Raw genomic sequence first — 17,287 nt, forward strand, 5'->3', positions numbered from 1 at the left:
TATACGCAGTAAAAGGAAAAATTTTTACCCTCCAGCTCCGGGAGCTTCAGCAAATAAAACCACTATTGCTCTATCCGCAATAAAAGAGAAAATCTTATCCTCCAGCACCAGGAGCTTAAGTAAATGAAACCACTATTGCTCTATCCGCAATAAAAGGAAAAATTCCATCCTCCACCCTCCGAGAGCTCCAGCAAATGAAACTACTATTGCTCTATCCGCAATAAAAGGAAAAATTTCATAATTAAAAAATTCTAACTTTTGACTTTTGACTTTTGACTTTTGACTTCCATACCAAACCCTACCGCCTCAATAGCCGCCTCCAGAGCGATCGCCACATGAGTCCAATGAGTCCCCCCCTGACAAAACACCACATAAGGTTCCCTCAAAGGACCATCTGCCGAAAATTCTGAAGTCGCCCCATCAATAAAAGTGCCACCTGCCATAACCAACTGACTTTCATACCCAGGCATCGGTGCCGGTACCGGATCTAAATAAGACCCCACAGGCGAATATTGCTGAATAGCTCGACAAAAAGAAATTAACTTCTCCGGGGAACCCAACCTTATCCCCTGAATAACATCCCGTCGTTTTTCAAAAGGAAGAGGATTAACAGGATAACCCAACTTATCAAAAACATAAGCCGTCAAATGATTACCCTTCATCGCCTCCCCCACCATTTGAGGCGCCAAAAATAAACCTTGAAACAACAACCTATTCTGCTCAAAAGTTGCCCCACCACTACTACCAATACCAGGAGCAGTTAACCGACAAGCAGCAGCTTCCACCAAATCTCCCCTACCTGCCACATAACCACCTGCCGGAACTATAGTACCACCAGGATTTTTAATCAAAGACCCCGCCACCAAATCAGCTCCCACCACAAGAGGTTCCCGGTCCTCAATAAACTCCCCATAACAGTTGTCCACAAAACAAACTGTCCGAGGATTTTGTTCCTTAACTATCTTGACAATTTTCTCAATATCTGCAATAGACAAACTAGCTCGCCAAGAATAACCACAAGAACGTTGAATCAAAGCCAGACGAGTTTTCTCAGTAATAGCAGACTCCAACCCTCGCCAATCTATTGCACCAGTATTAGTTAACGGCAACTCCCGATAACTAACGCCAAAATCTTTCAGAGAACCTTGACCTTCCTCCCTCAGACCAATAACCTCCTCCAAAGTATCGTAAGGAGAACCCACCACAGACAACATTTCATCCCCTGGCCTAAGAGTGCCAAACAAAGCACAGGCGATCGCATGAGTTCCAGAAACAAATTGGACTCTTACCGCTGCTGCCTCAGCCCCCATCACCTGAGCAAAAACCTTGTCCAAAGTTTCCCGCCCTAAATCGTCATGGCCATAACCAGTAACTCCTGCAAAATGATGGACACCTACCCGATGTTCGCGAAAAGCATCTAGAACTCGTCTGAGATTTTGCTTGACTAAGCTATCAATATCGGAAAATATGGGAAATAGGTCCTGTTCTGCTGTTTGTAGATAAGTAGTGCTATTCATATTTAATTTGTTGTATTTGTGGTATGCTATACAAAGTGTAAATTTTTGTTAATAATCAAATTCACCATAAAATCTAAAATTCCTTTGTCAACAAAGAATTAATTTAGATATGCAGGCTGTGCTTTTGTTTGAAAAAAGTTTCATCAAAAAGCCATAACAAATTTGAAGTCAAAAAACTCAATAAACAAAGCAGTATTTTGCTTGATTTTCAAGATAGTAATTGACTTTTTTTATTAATCAAATTTTCAGATTCAATCACCAAAACTTAGAGAATTTACTATATTTATTGACTATATTTATAGTACCTTGGTTTAAGAATAATTATCCTGTATTATTAGTTAGGAATTTAAACTTAAACACTTAACAAAAAACTGGATTTTGGTACTAAGAATATTTTTTAAATTTCTGCTTCTGATTAATAGATTAAGTAGTTATTATTAAAATATTTTCCATATCCTATACGAACACATAAACTTGCTTTGATTAAGCTAGCTCCAAAGGAGCTATTTAGTTATTAACTTTAGAGATTTTCATGACAATTTCAACAACATCAGAAAAATTTTCCCCTGATTGGAGCATAATAGGCTTTATGGCATTCCTGCATATTGGAGCCTTGTTTGCCCTGCTTCCCAGTAACTTTAGTTGGACTGCAGTTGGCCTAGCCTTATTATTACATTGGATTACAGGTGGTCTAGGTATTACATTAGGCTTTCATCGTATGGTGACACACCGGAGCTTTCAAACTCCCAAGTGGCTAGAATACTTCTTAGTTTTTTGCGGTACACTTGCCTGTGAAGGTGGAGTTTGTGACTGGGTAGGTTTACACCGTATTCATCACCTACATTCAGATAATGAACAAGATCCCCATGATTCTCATCGCGGGTTTTGGTGGAGTCACATGGGTTGGATGCTCCACAATTTACCAATCAGGTCTGAAGTTCCTCGCTACATAAAGGACATAGCAGACGATCCTGTTTATAAATTTTTGCAAAATAACTTTATTCCCATTCAAATTGCTTTTGGCATTTTGCTCTACCTTGTTGGAGGTTGGTCCTTTGTAGTTTGGGGTATTTTTTTTAGAATAGTTGCTGTTTTTCACTGCACTTGGTTAGTTAATAGTGCCACTCATAAGTTTGGTTATCGTACTTATGATTCTGGTGATGATTCCACTAACTGCTGGTGGGTGGCCGTATTAACTTATGGTGAAGGTTGGCACAATAACCATCATGCTTTTCAGTATTCTGCACGTCATGGTTTGCAATGGTGGGAAATTGATACGACTTGGATGATGATTCAATTATTACAAGCTTTAGGTTTAGCCACTAATGTGAAATTAGCAACAAAATAGCTATTTAATAATAGTAGTCCTAAATTAATTTTTTCACCCTATATGATGTTTTTCATATAGGGTAATTTTCTATTTTAATACCTAAATTTATCCTCGTTTTGCTGAGTGGTATTAGGTCTCATTAATTAGTAACGGGACTTTAGCAAAAAATGCCTTAAAAATAGTTTTAAACCCTTGCTGTATCATGCTTTAACGTCAAAATAGCCTATTCCTTGATATATCTAGTGCCACTACGCGGAAGTTAAAAGCGAGTGCGTAATTCTGAGGTTTCCTACGGGGCGTATAAAGTGCGGAAGTAATTCCGCACACAGCCCCTCCAGAATGTAAGACGCACTCAAGACAGTCAAAAGTTAAAACTCAAAAGTATTGATTTGTAATTGTTTTAGGATTTTGTAACTGGTCAGTTATTTTCGCCATCCTGCACTAGGTTTGAGCCATTTTTAGCCAGATCAACGTATTTTCCTTGCTACCGTTGAGTTTGAAGCTATTTTTTACCTAAAAAATATCAAAGTCCCGGTAATATAGCAGATTCCATTTTAGTGAGGTACAACCATCGCGGGCAAGATGCTATAAACATTTAATTGTTAATACCTGTACTTTATATATTTAGAATATGCTGTAAAAATACTCTTCTTAATTCTATTGAAAATGTCTGAATTTCCCACCATTCCCTACTCTCCTACTCCCCTGCTTAAGAAAATTAGTTGACACTTCAATTATTAAATAATTAACACAGAAATAATAACCTTTTCGATAGATAATTATTAGTCAGTTCATGTTAATTACTAGGTCGTGGTGCATTGTAATGGTCCTGTATTGTCATTATTTTTGTTACGAGAATAGTGGGAGCATCTTGCTCCCATGACGGGTATTCCTTTTTCCTGTATACCATTACGCGAGCAGAACTACCAATTACTCTTATGTTTATCGAGAAATTGTGGTCTAAAACCTCCCCTTTTAAGGGGATAAAAAAAAGAGAATATTCCTTATATCAAGCCTCCTTATTGCAGAAGTACTGATAACTGATAACTGATAACTGAAATGACCACTCCCCCACTCCCCTACTCCCCCACTCAGTTTAACGTCTGTAAGCAAGCCAAACAATCAAGGCAGGAAGCATAGCCAAAACCACTGCCACCAGTGCCCAAATAATTATATTAGAACCAGGAGAGTTTAAGGCCAGAGGTAGCCAAATCACTAATGGAACTAAAATCATTACTAGAGCTATTGGTAAATAATGTGCCCTCCAATTAGAATAGGCACGATTCCAATGTTTGCCTGTCCATCGCCAAGCTAGTTTGTATGGGTAGTGAGTGGAGAGTTGTTCAATAGTATGGCCATTTTCATTGACCACAAATATTTGCTGACAGCGATTACAGCCAAAGGCATCTGTCAGGGTTATTGGAATTAAGTGGCCCTTACGCCGACATGGACAGGGGTACTCTCCATTCAAATCAATTTTCAGAGCTTTTTGAGGTCGCAAAGTAATCGTAGAAGCGAAAGCGTTGACAGAAAAAAGACAATCTGATTCTCAGCATAGGTCTATTATGCCAATTCTAACTTACATCACAAGCAAGAGGAAACAAGGAACAAGGAAGAAGTTTGATTATTGAGATTCCGTTATTTGAACTATTTCATAGGTCAAATAAAGTCATAGATAATGCTATAAATTTAAGCTTTATTAGGCAAAAGTTTCAACCTTAACTAGCTATCAGCTATCAGCATTTCAGCTAGCCTCCTGCGGAGGAACTACCTCTTGCCTCCTCCGCAGGAGCTTCGCTAACGGTAACGTTAACAGCTTTTTGACCTTGGGTTAAATCCCCGGCTTCTAAAAGCCTGATTGTTAAGTAGGGGTTGAAATCCCCGACTCAACGTAAAAAAAAGTCTTAATGCTGACTGGTGACCGTTGATTCCTAACTGCTATTTAATTAAGCGGGTAACGCGATTCGAACGCGCGACATCAACCTTGGCAAGGTTGCGCTCTACCACTGAGCTATACCCGCGGTTTGTAACTATATATCTATAATTTCACAAATAATTTTATTTGTCAACCCTCCAGTAGATTTTTTCCGATCAATAATTGTTGATCGCTTGGTCTATGCTTCTGGAGATACATCAGACTCTACTAAATTGTTGGAAGTTATAGGTAAAACTTGTGTTGTACCAGTAATACTACGATTATTAGATGAGGAGTTTATACCACCTCTCATTTGACGCATCAAACTAGCCATTTCAAGAGCATTCATGGCATATTCCCAACCTTTATTGCTTTTAATGCCAGCTCTCTCTAGAGCTTGTTGCATAGTATCTGTAGTTACAATGCCAAAAATTACTGGTACTCCCGTTTGAAATGCTGCCGCGGCAATTCCTTTAGATACTTCAGCAGCTACATAATCAAAATGAGGTGTTTGGCCTTTAATTACAGCTCCTAAACAAATTACTGCATCGTAGCTACCGTTCATGGCCAATTGACGGGCGACTAGAGGAATCTCAAAACTACCAGGGACCCAAACATAATCTACTTGAGTACCCTCTGGGTTTGGATCTACACCGTGGCGTTTCAAACAATCTTGACAACCCTCAATTAATTTGCCAGTAATTAAGTCATTGAAGCGACCAATCACAATAGCAAAGCGTAAGGATTCAGTTTGAGTAAATGTTCCCTCGAAAACTGTCATATTAGAATTCTTTTTTAGTTAAATTTTTTAGATCAAAGCTAATAACTTTTAGTATAGAGGTTAGTAAGAGTCAAGTAGCAACAAGGACTAACTTGCTATCTCTTGCCTCTTACACCATGTTTTCTCTAGGTATTGCCCAATAGAACTGTCTGATTCTATCAATTTTAAATCAAAATTGTTGGCCTAAACCACCAAAAAGTTCAAAACACCCACTGCAATTACCAGTGCTAACCACAAACCAGAACCAATAAAGATCAAAGGTTTGCCTTGACTCCAGATTTGGGGAGAAGCATAGGCAACAGGTACGCCAACTACTAAAACAAAAGATAAGACTACTAATAAAAGTAGTACAAATTGAAACAAGAATGTTAACATCTTTTCTCCTGGTATAACAACAAACTCATCCTATAAAAAATTAGAATATCATACAGCAGGGAACAGAGAACAGGGAACAGAGAACGGTTGGAAAAATATTTTCGCTGTCTAAGATTCATCATCAGTTTATATCCTAACCAATTTTTTCTTAGCCACATACTGTGCAACGATAATCTTAATTTTAGTGGTTAATTTTTGATGTAGGTAGGTCATTTCAGAGATATAATATAAAATTTTGCCTTTTTTATTACTTTGATGGAGCAGTCAAAAGTGTCGTTAAAGTCAACAGACCTTACTATCCTAAAAGCGACTAAAAACAAATTAGTAAATCTTTCCTCAGAATAACTACAAATAGCTTGAAATTTTTTAACTTACTTCGTTACCTTTCAACTTTCAAAACTAATTATTCCCTGAGATTCTAGAAAACAGATTTTAAACTTGTCAAAAATTCCCTGCTTTCCTAAAACGTTAAAAGATACGCCTAAGTGATGGAAAAATCCAATAGGGCAAGTAAATCTTTCCCTGCCTAATTGTATTTCCAAATCGTGTAAATAAACTGGAATCAGACCCCCATCTCCTACTTGTAAATTGACGCGATCGCCAGCTAGATAATTAAACTCAAATTCCTCCGCAACTTTAGAACTAACCACACTATAATTTGCTCCTGAATCGACGTAAAAATCTACCCGTATCCAGGCATTTTTTAGAAGAACACCAAGAGTAATTATAGGTTGAAAAGTAGCGTTGATCAGTTTGTAGTTAAATCTAATAATTGCCATCAAATTAGCGCCCTTTGCTTAAATTAAAAATGGTTCTAAATCGTCGGGATGGGGTACGTTTATTAGTAATTTCCCTACCAAAACTGCATTTTGTCGGGTGGCACAATAGTCTCTTACTTCTCTTCCCACAGCAACTACTTTACCATCATTAATAGCCACCATTTGTCCTGGATACTGTTGGATAAGTTTGTTGTAATTTTCGGTCAGCCACTTATCATCTTCCTCTAAAATTGCTGCCAATTATTCGACGCTAATATCGCTCATAATTTCTCCTGAAAAAAATAGGTTTGTAACTAATATATAGCAATTTTTGAATCGCGTTTTAACTGTCAAAACTAATTATTCCCTGAGATTCGATAAAATATCAGGTAGCCATCAAGTTTGTTATCGGATTCGGGTAGTTCAAAAACTAAAGGCATTACCTTATGTTCTTCTTTTTTTAAATGACTATAAACCTCGCTATAGCTATTACCAACAGCGATAATAATTGTTAATTATTAATTGTTAATTATTTACCGACCTTTAGCTAGATCGGCATAAATGATAATTTCTATGCCTAAAACTACTAATAGAATAAGCTCAATAATACAAAATATATGAATCACCAAAGGAAAATTTGTACCTAGAGACCAGAAAGCAAATAAAGCTACTAAACCAGAGAATACAAAAGTAATTTCATCAATAATTAATTGCTGTATTTTCCGCCTTTTTCTTCTTTCGTCACTTCTATGAGCAATCTCCCAGCCAAAGATAGATTCGATATCTGAATCATCTATTTGTGCTTTGATTTTTTCGGTGAGAGTTAATCGAATATATTTTCCCAGAGCAGAGATTTTTTCGTCATTAACTACATAAGTCCAACCGAGAATTAGTGGTACTTAGACATTTTTTGGTAGGAAAAATGCGTCAAAGTCAGTCTAGACAAGGGAATTACGTCAAAGCCTTAAAAATGGCTAGAACCCTTAGTAACTCAGGATTTATGCCTTTTCGACGTGAAAACCTCTACCCATCTATATCTGACCCTATTTTCTGCCTTTATTTTATGTAAGTCCCATTAGGCAAACCCAAGGAATAACTAAGAGGGCATAAAAATTAGTTTTATTTGATAGAGCAAAAGAGAGTATTCCGCCAAATATTCCTAGTGTTAGATAAATGATTTGGTCTCGGAAGGCAATACGTTTGAGTTGTTCTTCTTTCAATTTTTGGTATTCGAGTAGAAAAATTTGAAGTATGGGTTTTTGGTCGTTCATAGAAATTTTTTTCTGTAATAAGTTGGTAATAGAAGTAATTGAATAGTATTAGAAAGGAGTTTAAATTTATTGAAAAGCAGTTTGATTTTTACACATTTAAAAATAAATTAGCCATAATACAAAGCAGCTCAATTAATAGGTAAAGGTATGGCTTGTGCGGTTATTTTAACAGCAATTCGTATCGAATATATGGCAGTACGCGCTTATCTGAGTGACTTGGGGGAGGATATTCACCCTAATGGGACAATTTATGAAAGGGGTAAATTTTCTATTGATGGTCAACAGTGGGAAGTAGGTATTGTGGAGACTGGTGCTGGAAATTCTCCCGCAGCAATAGAAGCAGAAAGGGCGATCGCTTTCAAGAGGGAGCAGCATCAGGAAGTTTAGGTAACGTTCACTATTCTTTAGGAGAATATCAAAAAGCTATTGAATATCACCAAAAACATTTAGTAATTGCTCAAGAAAGAAGCGATCGCTTAGGTCAAGGAAGAGCTTTTTCTAATTTAGGTAGTGTTTATATTTCTATGGGAAAATATCAAAAAGCTATTGATTCTTATCAGCAACATTTAACTATTATAAAAGAAAATGAAGACCCTCTGGGAGTGGGAAGAACGTTAGGGGGTTTAGCTACAGCTTACAAATCTTTAGGAGAATATCAGAAAGCTATTAAATATCATCAACAACAGTTAGTAATTGCCAGAAAGATAGAAGATAGTGGTAATGAAGGGATGGCGCTAGGAGGTTTAGGAATTGTTTATGCCTTATCAGGTAAATATAAAAAAGCGATTGATTATCACAAACAACACCTAGATATTGTTAAGGAAATGAAACAGCGGAGTAGGGAAGGTTTACCATTGAGACATTTAGGTAATGCTTATTATTCAATGGGAGATTATGAGCAAGCAATTAACTATTATAACCTCAGTTTAGATGTTGCACGTTCTGTTGGTAATCTAGCTGAAGAAGGTCATAGTTTGGGAAATTTAGCTAATGCTTATAATGCTCTAGGAAAATATCATCAGGCACTCGATTATTATCACCAAGGTTTGAAAATTGCACAGGAAATTAAGGACCTAGATAATGAAGGAATGATATTGAATAATTTAGGAACTATTTATTCTTCTCAAAAAAATTATGCTCGAGCAATTAGTTGTCATCAGAAAGCTTTAGATATTGCTAAACAAACAGGTGATTTGTCAAATATAGGAGCTGCGTCTGGAAGTTTAGGTAATGTTTTTCATCGCTTGGGTAAATACAATTTAGCTCTGGAGTACCACCAACAAAATTTGAGTATTGCAAAACAAATTAGAAGTCCTAAAAGTCAAGGTGCAGCAATGGGAAATTTAGGAAATGTTTACTTTGCTCTCAAAGATTATCACAAAGCATTAGATTACCATCGTCAACAGTTGCAAATTGCTGAAAAAAATTGATGCTCTTGGGATGAAAGCAACTGCTTTATGTAATTTAGGTGCTACTTTGATAGAACTTCAGCAAAATATAGAAGCACTGGAACTTTTACAACAAGCATTAGATATTTATCGCCAAATTGGCAGTCGTCCGAAAGAAGTTATAACTCTTTATAATTTAGCCGAACTTTATCATAAGTTACATGATGATAAGTTGGCACATGATTTTTATAAGCAAGGTTTGTCTATTGCTCAGGAGTTAGGAATTTTTCTAAAAGAGAGTCAGGAGTTAAAAGAAAAATTGTTCAATACTTACCTCCAAGAAATAGATGAAAAAGATACCCGTTATTTAATTAAATTACCATTAGAAGAAAGACGAAAAATTTTGGCAAAGCAAGCCGAAAAAATGTGCGAATATTATCAGCAAGATAGAGAATGGGAAGATTTGCAAACTTGGGATGAATTATATGAAGAATGATAATTTACCCAAACGGGGAGATATTTGGCTAACAAATTTTGACCCAACTATCGGAGCATAAATTAGAAATATTCGTCCGGCGATTATCATTAGTTCCGATGGTATTGGTAGATTACCAATTAAGTTAATTGCACCTATTACTGATTGGAAAAATTATTTTAATAATGATAGTTGACACATTAAAATTGAACCGGATTTAGAAAATAATTTAAGCAAAGTTTCTACTGTTGATTTATTGCAAATAAGAGGAATGGATTTGCAAAGGTTAGTTAAGAAAATAGGTGTTTGTTCTAGTGAAGTTATGGATAAAATATCAGCTGGTATTGCTTTACTTGTAGAGTACGAGGGTTAAATTATTCTATATCTAAAAATTCAATCCCATCGACTACCTCAATGTTAGCGGAGCTTATCCGTTAGGATAAACCCAACACGCGCTTTATTTTGGTAAAGTTGGGTTTCGTTCCTCAACCCAACCTACGCTTGCTCTGTTTTTTCTGGAACTTCAAAATTAACTCCTTCGTACAAAACTTCAATAGCAGAACTAAATTCAATACTCTCTAATGTAATAGACTCACCTTCTGTATACCCACAATAATTCCACATTTTCCCCTCCCCACGTTGATAAATTTCTACAAATATTGATTCTGAATCTACCAAAACATATTCTTGCAAACTAGGAAATTGACGATAATATTTCAACTTATCACCGCGATCGTATTTTCCTGTACTAGGGGAAAGCACCTCAACAATGACTTTAGGATGTTTAATAAAGTCACGAGATTTTAAATCCTCAGCATTACAACTAATAACTAAATCTGGATAGAAATAACGATTATTTTTAGCATCTTTAACTTTAGCATCAGACACATTAACTCGACAACCTCTTTGACGGAGATGGGGATATAGAGAACGGTAGAAATTAAGAGCAATATCATTATGAGGAAGACTTCCTCCAGTCATAGCTAAAACTTCACCGTCTACATATTCATGGCGAAATTCCTGTTTAGCTTCCCATTCTAGATATTCTTCAGGGGTCATTTTTGGATAATCTTGGGGTTGAGAAATCATAAATTTTTTTCTCCTCCAACGTTTTGTTATATCTGGTTTTCGAGATAAATTCACAACTTCCCTGGTACTTTCCGCTTGCTGCTTTTGTAAATCAGCAAATATGGGTTTCAAATCATAATTAAATGAACGAGAATACTCTTCACAAATTCTGTGAATTTCTTCAACAATCTCATCCTATAGAAATAATATCAAGTCTCGTTAATTAGCTATAATAAATCAGTTACCTTTAGTAATCTTTAGATGACTTAATTATTTATGTTATCCTAAAATTTTTAAGCCTATAAAATATTACCAAAAAATTCAGGTATAAAGCCTCTCCATTCATGGAGAAAAAGCGGTCGTTTGCGGAGCATTCCGTAGGATGGGATGGCGTTAGCGGAGCGGCTCTGTCAAGAGCGGGTCTCCTCGCCATATCCATGAGACCAAGAGAAGAAAAAAAATCCTTTTAACCAATCCTCTTAATTTATAAGAAGAGGTAATTCTAAATTCTAAATTCTAAATTCTAAATTCTTGAATTTTGACTTCCCATAAACTCTGACTTTTGACTTTTGACTTTTGACTTTTGACTTAATATGAAATGAACATAATCTTATGCCACACAACCGCAGACTTCGACGCCCTCGGCGCCGCCGTCGGACTAACCCACCTCCACCCAGGTAGTCGCCTCGTACTAACTGGCGGTTGTCACCCCACCGTCAAACAATTCCTTGCCCTCCATCGAGACGAATTTGCCATCATCGAACGTCGCTCCGTCAACCCAAAACAAATCCGCTCCATATATATAGTTGATACTCAAACACGCTCCCGACTGGGAAAAACTGCCCAATGGTTAGACTTACCCCACCTATCAGAAATTATCATCTATGACCATCACTGTGAAATTCAAACCGATATTCCAGCTACCCAAACTTATATAGAAGCAGTGGGAGCAACCACAACCCTCATCGCAGAAAAACTCCAGACTCTCCAAAACAATTCTACCCCTGTCTTAACTCCAGCAGAAGCAACAATTATGGCCCTTGGTATCCACGCTGATACTGGTTCCCTAACCTTCGACCACACAACACCAAGAGATGCAGTAGCTTTAGCATGGTTAATGCAGCAAGGCGCTAGTTTACCCGTAATTTCCGAATATGCTGAACCTGGTTTATCTCCCCAACTGCAAGATTTATTGAAAATAGCTCTGGAAAATATCCAACGCTCCACCGTGAGAAATTATCAGATAGGGTGGATACTATTACACACTGATGAATATATTCCCGGTTTATCCAGTTTAGCTTCTAGTTTAATTGACCTTACAGAAATAGATGCTCTCCTCCTAGGTCATACCCACTCCTTCAAAGACACAACAGAAAAAAGCTTAAGTATTATCGGGCGATCGCGTATCCCAGATACTAACCTCAGCGAACTATTACAACCTCTCGGTGGTGGTGGTCATCTCCGAGCAGCAGCAGTTACTCTCCGAGACAGTAACCCTGAAGCAACCCTGGAAAAACTCGTAGACCAACTCAAAAATCAAATTCCTCAACCTCCCACCGCCAGAGATTTGATGTCATCTCCAGTTCGCACCATTCCTCCTGAGACATCCATAGAAGAAGCTCATCGCATACTATTACGTTACGGTCATTCTGGTTTATCAGTAGTAGACTCATCCAGAGAATTAGTTGGAATTATTACTCGGCGAGATATTGACATCGCCCTCCACCATGGTTTTAGTCATGCTCCAGTCAAAGGTTACATGACACCACAACTCAAAACTATTTCCCCAAAAACCACCCTCCAAGAAATTGAAGAATTGATGGTTACTTACGATATTGGGCGGTTGCCAGTGTTGGAAAATAACCGTTTAGTCGGAATAGTTACCCGCACCGACGTTTTACGAGAATTGCATCAACAACAACGCCCTCAAAACGAACAACTTGGTTGTATACCTGGCGAAACTTGTAAATCAATTGCCGAACTTTTACAAGAACGTCTTGCACCTCAACTTTGGCAACTACTCACCTGTGTTGCTGAGTTGGCAGAAAAACGAGGTTGGCAACTATATCTAATTGGTGGAGGGGTGCGAGATTTATTATTATCAAAATTTGATGAGACTCTACTGTTAACAGATATTGATTTAGTCGTAGATGGTTGTCACTCTGAGTCAGCAGAAAAAGCTCCTGCGGTGGAGTTGGCAAAAGCATTGCAAAAAATTTACCCCACAGCACGTTTGGAAGTTCACGGTCAATTTCAAACTGCTGCCCTACTTTGGCACAACGACCCGGTGTTAGACTCTCTGTGGATAGATATTGCTACTGCTCGCACAGAATTTTATCCCTATCCAGCAGCTAACCCAGAAGTTGAAGCAAGTTCAATTCGTCAAGACTTGTATCGTCGGGATTTTACTATTAATGCTTTGGCAGCAAGATTGACTGAACCTCGTGCTGGAGAATTGCTTGATTTTTTTGGTGGGTTGTCAGATTTGCAGGGGAAGCAAATGCGGGTGTTACACGCCAACAGTTTTATTGAAGACCCCACTCGTATCTATCGAGCGGTAAGGTTTGCTGTGAGATTAGGATTTGAAATTGAAGCAAAAACAGAAGAGTATATTCGTTACGCTATTAATAGTGGGGTATATCACCGCCAAAATATTGGGAAGGCGGAAAAAAATAGAAGGGTGCCTGCTTTGGAAACTCGACTCAAAAGTGAGTTGAAATATATTTTGCAAGCTAATTATTGGAAACCTGCTTTAAAGTTATTGGGAAATTTGGGAGCGTTGCGTTGTATTCATCGCACTTTGGAGTTAGACCGGAAGTTGTGGCAGCAGGTATGTTTGATGGATAGGTGTTTGCAACGTTTTGATGCTCAGAAAAGTTTATCTCACTGGCAAATGCGGTTGGAGGTTTTGATTGCTTATTTGGAGTCTGAATACCGGGGTTTGGTGGGAAAAAATTTACAGTTGCCTGTGGATAGTGTGAAACGACTGGAGCAGTTGGAGTTGGCAAAGGGTAAGGTTATGGATAGTTTGCCAGAATGTAATAGTCCGAGTCAGGTGGTGTGGTTGTTGCGGAAGTACGATTTGCCGATGTTGATTTTAATTGCGGTACAATGTGAGCGTTGGGTGCGACGTAGGGTTTGGCAATATTTGACTCAGTGGGCAAATGTTAAACCTGTTTTGAATGGAAATGATTTGAAGGAAATGGGATATAAACCGGGGCGTGAGTTTAAGTTGATTTTGGACGATCTTTTGACTGCAACTTTGGATGGTGTGGTGAGCGATCGCTCTGATGCTGAGAAATTTTTAGCTAGGTATTATCCTCTTCGGTAGCATCAGTGTAATTTAGATGGGGAGTGTGGGGAGTGTGGGGAGATGGAACATTTTTTTATGCCGAATTAAGCGGATTTGATATCAACAATAGAGAATAGAAATTACAGCACTTTTGAGGATAGTCAGGTATACTTGTAGGAATATTCTTATATTTCCTGTTCCCTGTTCCCTGTTCCCTGTTCCCTTTTAGGATATTTATCAGGAAAAAACTATGGCAATTGATGATGATTTTTTGTATCCTCACAGTCGATATCAAGGTGATTTTACCCCAGAAAACTTAGTATTTAATTCAAATCTGCAAGAATTTGCTCAACGAGTAAGTATAATTTGCGGTTTAGAAACTGGTGGAAAAATTTCTCCTGAAGAAGCTTACGAGCAAATCAAAGAACTTTGGAAACAGTTGAAAAATTCTAAGAAAAATTTAGGAATAGGTACAGACCCTGAAAATAATTCAGACCGGAAAAATATTTAATTAGGTAATTATATCAAGTTTACTTGAATATTGATAATTCATAGAGGAGTGGTATAAAATTTTCCTAAAATATGATTTTTTACAGCTCTTCTTTTCCATGATTAAAAACCAGATTTTTAAGGAAGAGGGAAGAAGGCTTTAGTTATCTAGAACAGAAGACTTAAAAGTCCAAAAAACTTAAATTTTTTGTAGATATTCACCCTTGGGTTTACACAAACTATAAAGTGCGGACATGATATGACTAATTATGTATGTCCGTCTACTTAAATCTCAAAAATTGACATACTCCCGGCATCAAATCTAAGATTATGATGCGGGATTCTCATCTAAGATGATTCTACATTCATTGAAATGACTTACATTAACAATATTGCTATTATCAATCCAGCGGTCAAACTCTCCTGTAGCGTTTGGGATTTTGTCCCCAGTTTCCGAGTGCCCCTCGGTACTGTTAAATATCACTCCCAACATCTCCATCCCTTTAGCTAGAATATTTCTTGCTGCGTTATGGTCTCTATCTACATATATAACCGCAATGTAAGCATTTATGAGTTCTAACAGACAATGATTTTTTTACCGTTCGACCACAATTTGAACATTCTTGAGATGTGAAATGGGGAGGTACTGCTACACAAACAATCCCGTGTAACTTAGGGTAATACTCAAGCCATTTTGTAAATTGATATCAACTTGCATCAGATATTGACTTAGCTAAATGATGGTTTTTAACTAAATTGGCAATCTTCAAATCTTCGTATACTACCAGATCGTGTTTATTGGATTAAAGAAGTATATTTATTTGACAAAAAGTTAATAGTTATTAACTAAAATTACAGACTTTAAACATTGGCAAATAAAAATTTATATAATATACTTTATATTAAGATAAAAAACAAACTTAAAATTTTTGAAATAAACTCAGGAAAAGCTGAAATGAAAAAGGATGAATTTCTATATCCACAAAGTCCCTATTACGGACAAGCAACTCCAGCAAATATCAATTTCAATGCGAAATTACAAGAATTTTCTCATAAAATAAATTATATCAGTGGTTTACAAACATCAGGAAAAATTTCAACAACATCTGCTTATCTGCAAATTCAGGAACTATGGGAACAGCTGGAAAAAATCAAGAAAGATTCAGGTTTTTCTCAACAATCTTAAATATTCAAGCTCATTCATTTTCAAAGACTAACTCCATCCGATCGCCTCTAAATCTAGTCACCCCATATTCAATAATATTGCCATCCTGATTGACATTGATTGACTCTGCTAACAAAATAGGATGATTCAGAGGAACTTCCAACAGAGAAGTATCTTCATGTCTGACTATACGAGCATAAACATGAGTTGTACGACGAATATGATCGCTATTATATTTTTCCCTTAACAACTTAGAAATTGAACCTTTCTCTCGCAAAAATTCAATTGCTTCCTCCTCTACAATTCCTGGAAAACGATCTAAAGGAAAATGACTACTAGAAATATTAATAGGTTGATCGTCTGCAAATGCTAAACGTTCAATTAAAGCTACAGGAGTACCTACTTCTACTTCTAATCCTTGAGCAATAGAAGCATCGGCAGGTATTTCAACCATTTGCAGTAATCTAAAACTAGGCTTTTGGCCTTGGGCAATAAGAGTTTGATTATAGCGTACCCTTTTACCTATAAAATACTTAATGGGTCTACCAACAACAAAAGTCCCACGACCTCGATCGACTCTCACTAACCCTTCAGTTTTGAGAATGGCGATCGCCCTACGCAATGTATGACGGTTAACAGAAAAATATTCGCTCAGTTGAGCTTCAGTTGGTAACTTATCTCCTACTTTATAAATTCCTTGATGAATATTTTGGCGTAATTCTTCAGCAATTCGAGTATAAACTGGTAATACTTCACGGCTCATGGCATCTTGAATATATTTAGATATATTTATGTTTAATATTTTTCTAGTTTAGATAAATATTGTGGAGCAGCCAACAATTATCAAGGGCAATAGGCACAGGAGTATGAGTAAATCAATAAAATTCACTCTTACCTAAATAACACGGGAGCATGAAAGCCATCGTCTTTTAAGCGATGGATGAAAGGCTACTAGTCGGATTTTAATCTGATGTATTTTATTTGACCGAAGAGCCACTTGAAAGCCCCCATGTTTTAACCGGGGGATGAAAACAACCGAGTCGTTTAGACTAGACAACTCAAGTGGCCTTGTGCTATCATTTTTCACAATAAATATTCCAACCCTCGTTTCCAATGTACTCTTGTCAGCAAGTTTTAGTTGCTCAAAATCCTGAATTAATTGCTATCTTAACATTCTTATGCGAAGAGTCTCACAAGCTAACTAACATGGGAATATATTATGGTCGGCAGTTATTTTTTAAGTCTCACAAAACTCTGGGCAAGTTTGACTTGGAAAAGGTCTACAAAAGGAACTATCATTACAAAGTTTTACATTCTCAAGCAGCACAACAAACATTGAGAACTGTAGCTGAATCATTTAGGTCTTATTATGGTCTTATTATTGCCTATAATGAAGGTAAAATCTCAGACAGACCAAGGATTCCTAACTATAGAAAAAAAGGGGGAATGGCTACAGTAAGTTA

The 17,287-nt window shown here is 37.1% G+C and carries 17 protein-coding genes, 1 tRNA gene and 2 pseudogenes; 9 read left to right on the forward strand and 11 right to left on the reverse strand.

Going from position 1 to position 17,287, the window contains the following annotated elements:
* Positions 1 to 251: 251 nt before the first annotated feature.
* Positions 252 to 1,517, reverse strand: coding sequence for a methionine gamma-lyase family protein (locus D5R40_RS22695; RefSeq protein WP_124146926.1), 1,266 nt, complete (start codon positions 1,515 to 1,517; stop codon positions 252 to 254).
* Positions 1,518 to 2,049: 532 nt separating this feature from the next.
* Between D5R40_RS22695 and D5R40_RS22700 the strand changes: the two genes are divergently transcribed.
* Entirely contained in the window at positions 2,050 to 2,865 is an 816-nt protein-coding gene (locus D5R40_RS22700) for an acyl-CoA desaturase (RefSeq protein WP_124146927.1), read from the forward strand.
* Positions 2,866 to 3,943: 1,078 nt separating this feature from the next.
* Here D5R40_RS22700 and D5R40_RS22705 read toward each other — a convergent pair.
* The 7 genes from D5R40_RS22705 to D5R40_RS22740 all read right to left on the reverse strand — a co-directional run bounded on the left by D5R40_RS22705 (position 3,944) and on the right by D5R40_RS22740 (position 7,947).
* Entirely contained in the window at positions 3,944 to 4,348 is a 405-nt protein-coding gene (locus D5R40_RS22705; protein ID WP_124146928.1) for a hypothetical protein, read from the reverse strand.
* A 448-nt stretch (positions 4,349 to 4,796) separates the two neighbouring features.
* Positions 4,797 to 4,868: transfer RNA gene (locus D5R40_RS22710), tRNA-Gly, on the reverse strand.
* Positions 4,869 to 4,961: 93 nt separating this feature from the next.
* Positions 4,962 to 5,543 carry a 6,7-dimethyl-8-ribityllumazine synthase gene (gene ribH, locus D5R40_RS22715; protein ID WP_124146929.1) on the reverse strand — a complete coding sequence of 194 codons (582 nt, stop codon included), beginning with the start codon at positions 5,541 to 5,543 and terminating at the stop codon, positions 4,962 to 4,964.
* Between the two features lie 183 nt (positions 5,544 to 5,726).
* Entirely contained in the window at positions 5,727 to 5,918 is a 192-nt protein-coding gene (gene psbZ, locus D5R40_RS22720) for a photosystem II reaction center protein PsbZ (RefSeq protein ID WP_124146930.1), read from the reverse strand.
* A gap of 386 nt (positions 5,919 to 6,304) precedes the next feature.
* Positions 6,305 to 6,697, reverse strand: a complete 393-nt coding sequence (locus tag D5R40_RS22725) for a pepsin/retropepsin-like aspartic protease family protein (RefSeq protein ID WP_124146931.1) — start codon at positions 6,695 to 6,697, stop codon at positions 6,305 to 6,307.
* A gap of 18 nt (positions 6,698 to 6,715) precedes the next feature.
* Complete coding sequence (locus D5R40_RS22730) at positions 6,716 to 6,937, reverse strand: DUF5678 domain-containing protein (protein ID WP_124146932.1); 222 nt, start codon at positions 6,935 to 6,937, stop codon at positions 6,716 to 6,718.
* Between the two features lie 800 nt (positions 6,938 to 7,737).
* Positions 7,738 to 7,947 (reverse strand): hypothetical protein, encoded by a 210-nt coding sequence (locus D5R40_RS22740; RefSeq protein ID WP_192901190.1) that lies wholly within the window; start codon positions 7,945 to 7,947, stop codon positions 7,738 to 7,740.
* A gap of 147 nt (positions 7,948 to 8,094) precedes the next feature.
* Between D5R40_RS22740 and D5R40_RS22745 the strand changes: the two genes are divergently transcribed.
* The 4 genes from D5R40_RS22745 to D5R40_RS42815 all read left to right on the forward strand — a co-directional run bounded on the left by D5R40_RS22745 (position 8,095) and on the right by D5R40_RS42815 (position 10,183).
* Positions 8,095 to 8,334: a hypothetical protein gene (locus D5R40_RS22745; protein ID WP_124146933.1), complete on the forward strand. Its 240-nt coding sequence runs from the start codon at positions 8,095 to 8,097 to the stop codon at positions 8,332 to 8,334.
* On the forward strand, positions 8,232 to 9,377 hold the full coding sequence (locus D5R40_RS22750; protein WP_124146934.1) for a tetratricopeptide repeat protein: 1,146 nt from the start codon (positions 8,232 to 8,234) through the stop codon (positions 9,375 to 9,377). The genes D5R40_RS22745 and D5R40_RS22750 overlap by 103 nt, the downstream gene beginning before the upstream one ends.
* Positions 9,361 to 9,831 carry a tetratricopeptide repeat protein gene (locus D5R40_RS22755; protein ID WP_124146935.1) on the forward strand — a complete coding sequence of 157 codons (471 nt, stop codon included), beginning with the start codon at positions 9,361 to 9,363 and terminating at the stop codon, positions 9,829 to 9,831. The genes D5R40_RS22750 and D5R40_RS22755 overlap by 17 nt, the downstream gene beginning before the upstream one ends.
* A gap of 184 nt (positions 9,832 to 10,015) precedes the next feature.
* On the forward strand, positions 10,016 to 10,183 hold the full coding sequence (locus D5R40_RS42815) for a type II toxin-antitoxin system PemK/MazF family toxin (RefSeq protein WP_375339402.1): 168 nt from the start codon (positions 10,016 to 10,018) through the stop codon (positions 10,181 to 10,183).
* A gap of 122 nt (positions 10,184 to 10,305) precedes the next feature.
* Here D5R40_RS42815 and D5R40_RS22765 read toward each other — a convergent pair whose 3' ends face one another.
* Positions 10,306 to 11,010 (reverse strand): Uma2 family endonuclease, encoded by a 705-nt coding sequence (locus D5R40_RS22765; protein WP_338043245.1) that lies wholly within the window; start codon positions 11,008 to 11,010, stop codon positions 10,306 to 10,308.
* Between the two features lie 466 nt (positions 11,011 to 11,476).
* On the opposite strand from D5R40_RS22765, the gene D5R40_RS22770 reads away from it, so the two are divergent.
* Together D5R40_RS22770 and D5R40_RS22775 are read left to right on the forward strand one after the other, a co-directional pair.
* Positions 11,477 to 14,209, forward strand: a complete 2,733-nt coding sequence (locus D5R40_RS22770; RefSeq protein ID WP_124146936.1) for a CBS domain-containing protein — start codon at positions 11,477 to 11,479, stop codon at positions 14,207 to 14,209.
* A gap of 211 nt (positions 14,210 to 14,420) precedes the next feature.
* Positions 14,421 to 14,681, forward strand: coding sequence for a DUF7219 family protein (locus tag D5R40_RS22775; protein ID WP_124146937.1), 261 nt, complete (start codon positions 14,421 to 14,423; stop codon positions 14,679 to 14,681).
* Between the two features lie 306 nt (positions 14,682 to 14,987).
* Here the strand turns inward: D5R40_RS22775 and D5R40_RS39975 are convergent.
* Positions 14,988 to 15,453, reverse strand: a pseudogene (locus tag D5R40_RS39975) (RNA-guided endonuclease InsQ/TnpB family protein); the annotation flags it as partial.
* A 74-nt stretch (positions 15,454 to 15,527) separates the two neighbouring features.
* Here D5R40_RS39975 and D5R40_RS22785 point away from each other — a divergent pair.
* Positions 15,528 to 15,845 (forward strand): DUF7219 family protein, encoded by a 318-nt coding sequence (locus D5R40_RS22785; protein ID WP_338043246.1) that lies wholly within the window; start codon positions 15,528 to 15,530, stop codon positions 15,843 to 15,845.
* A 10-nt stretch (positions 15,846 to 15,855) separates the two neighbouring features.
* Here the strand turns inward: D5R40_RS22785 and phnF are convergent, their stop codons facing one another.
* Complete coding sequence (phnF, locus tag D5R40_RS22790; protein WP_124146938.1) at positions 15,856 to 16,587, reverse strand: phosphonate metabolism transcriptional regulator PhnF; 732 nt, start codon at positions 16,585 to 16,587, stop codon at positions 15,856 to 15,858.
* Positions 16,588 to 16,937: 350 nt separating this feature from the next.
* Here phnF and D5R40_RS22795 point away from each other — a divergent pair.
* A pseudogene (locus tag D5R40_RS22795) lies at positions 16,938 to 17,287 on the forward strand (RNA-guided endonuclease TnpB family protein); the annotation flags it as partial.

The sequence above is a fragment of the Okeania hirsuta genome, assembly GCF_003838195.1.
Classification (GTDB): Bacteria; Cyanobacteriota; Cyanobacteriia; order Cyanobacteriales; family Microcoleaceae; genus Okeania; species Okeania hirsuta.

Excerpts from the sequence above, each read along its gene's own strand:
- D5R40_RS22695 (WP_124146926.1), bottom strand. The coding sequence starts at position 1,517 with ATGAATAGCACTACTTATCTACAAACAGCAGAACAGGACCTATTTCCC.
- D5R40_RS22700 (WP_124146927.1), top strand. The coding sequence starts at position 2,050 with ATGACAATTTCAACAACATCAGAAAAATTTTCCCCTGATTGGAGCATA.
- ribH (WP_124146929.1), bottom strand. The coding sequence starts at position 5,543 with ATGACAGTTTTCGAGGGAACATTTACTCAAACTGAATCCTTACGCTTT.
- psbZ (WP_124146930.1), bottom strand. The coding sequence starts at position 5,918 with ATGTTAACATTCTTGTTTCAATTTGTACTACTTTTATTAGTAGTCTTA.
- D5R40_RS22725 (WP_124146931.1), bottom strand. The coding sequence starts at position 6,697 with ATGGCAATTATTAGATTTAACTACAAACTGATCAACGCTACTTTTCAA.
- D5R40_RS22740 (WP_192901190.1), bottom strand. The coding sequence starts at position 7,947 with ATGAACGACCAAAAACCCATACTTCAAATTTTTCTACTCGAATACCAA.
- D5R40_RS22745 (WP_124146933.1), top strand. The coding sequence starts at position 8,095 with ATGGCTTGTGCGGTTATTTTAACAGCAATTCGTATCGAATATATGGCA.
- D5R40_RS22770 (WP_124146936.1), top strand. The coding sequence starts at position 11,477 with ATGAACATAATCTTATGCCACACAACCGCAGACTTCGACGCCCTCGGC.
- D5R40_RS22775 (WP_124146937.1), top strand. The coding sequence starts at position 14,421 with ATGGCAATTGATGATGATTTTTTGTATCCTCACAGTCGATATCAAGGT.
- phnF (WP_124146938.1), bottom strand. The coding sequence starts at position 16,587 with ATGAGCCGTGAAGTATTACCAGTTTATACTCGAATTGCTGAAGAATTA.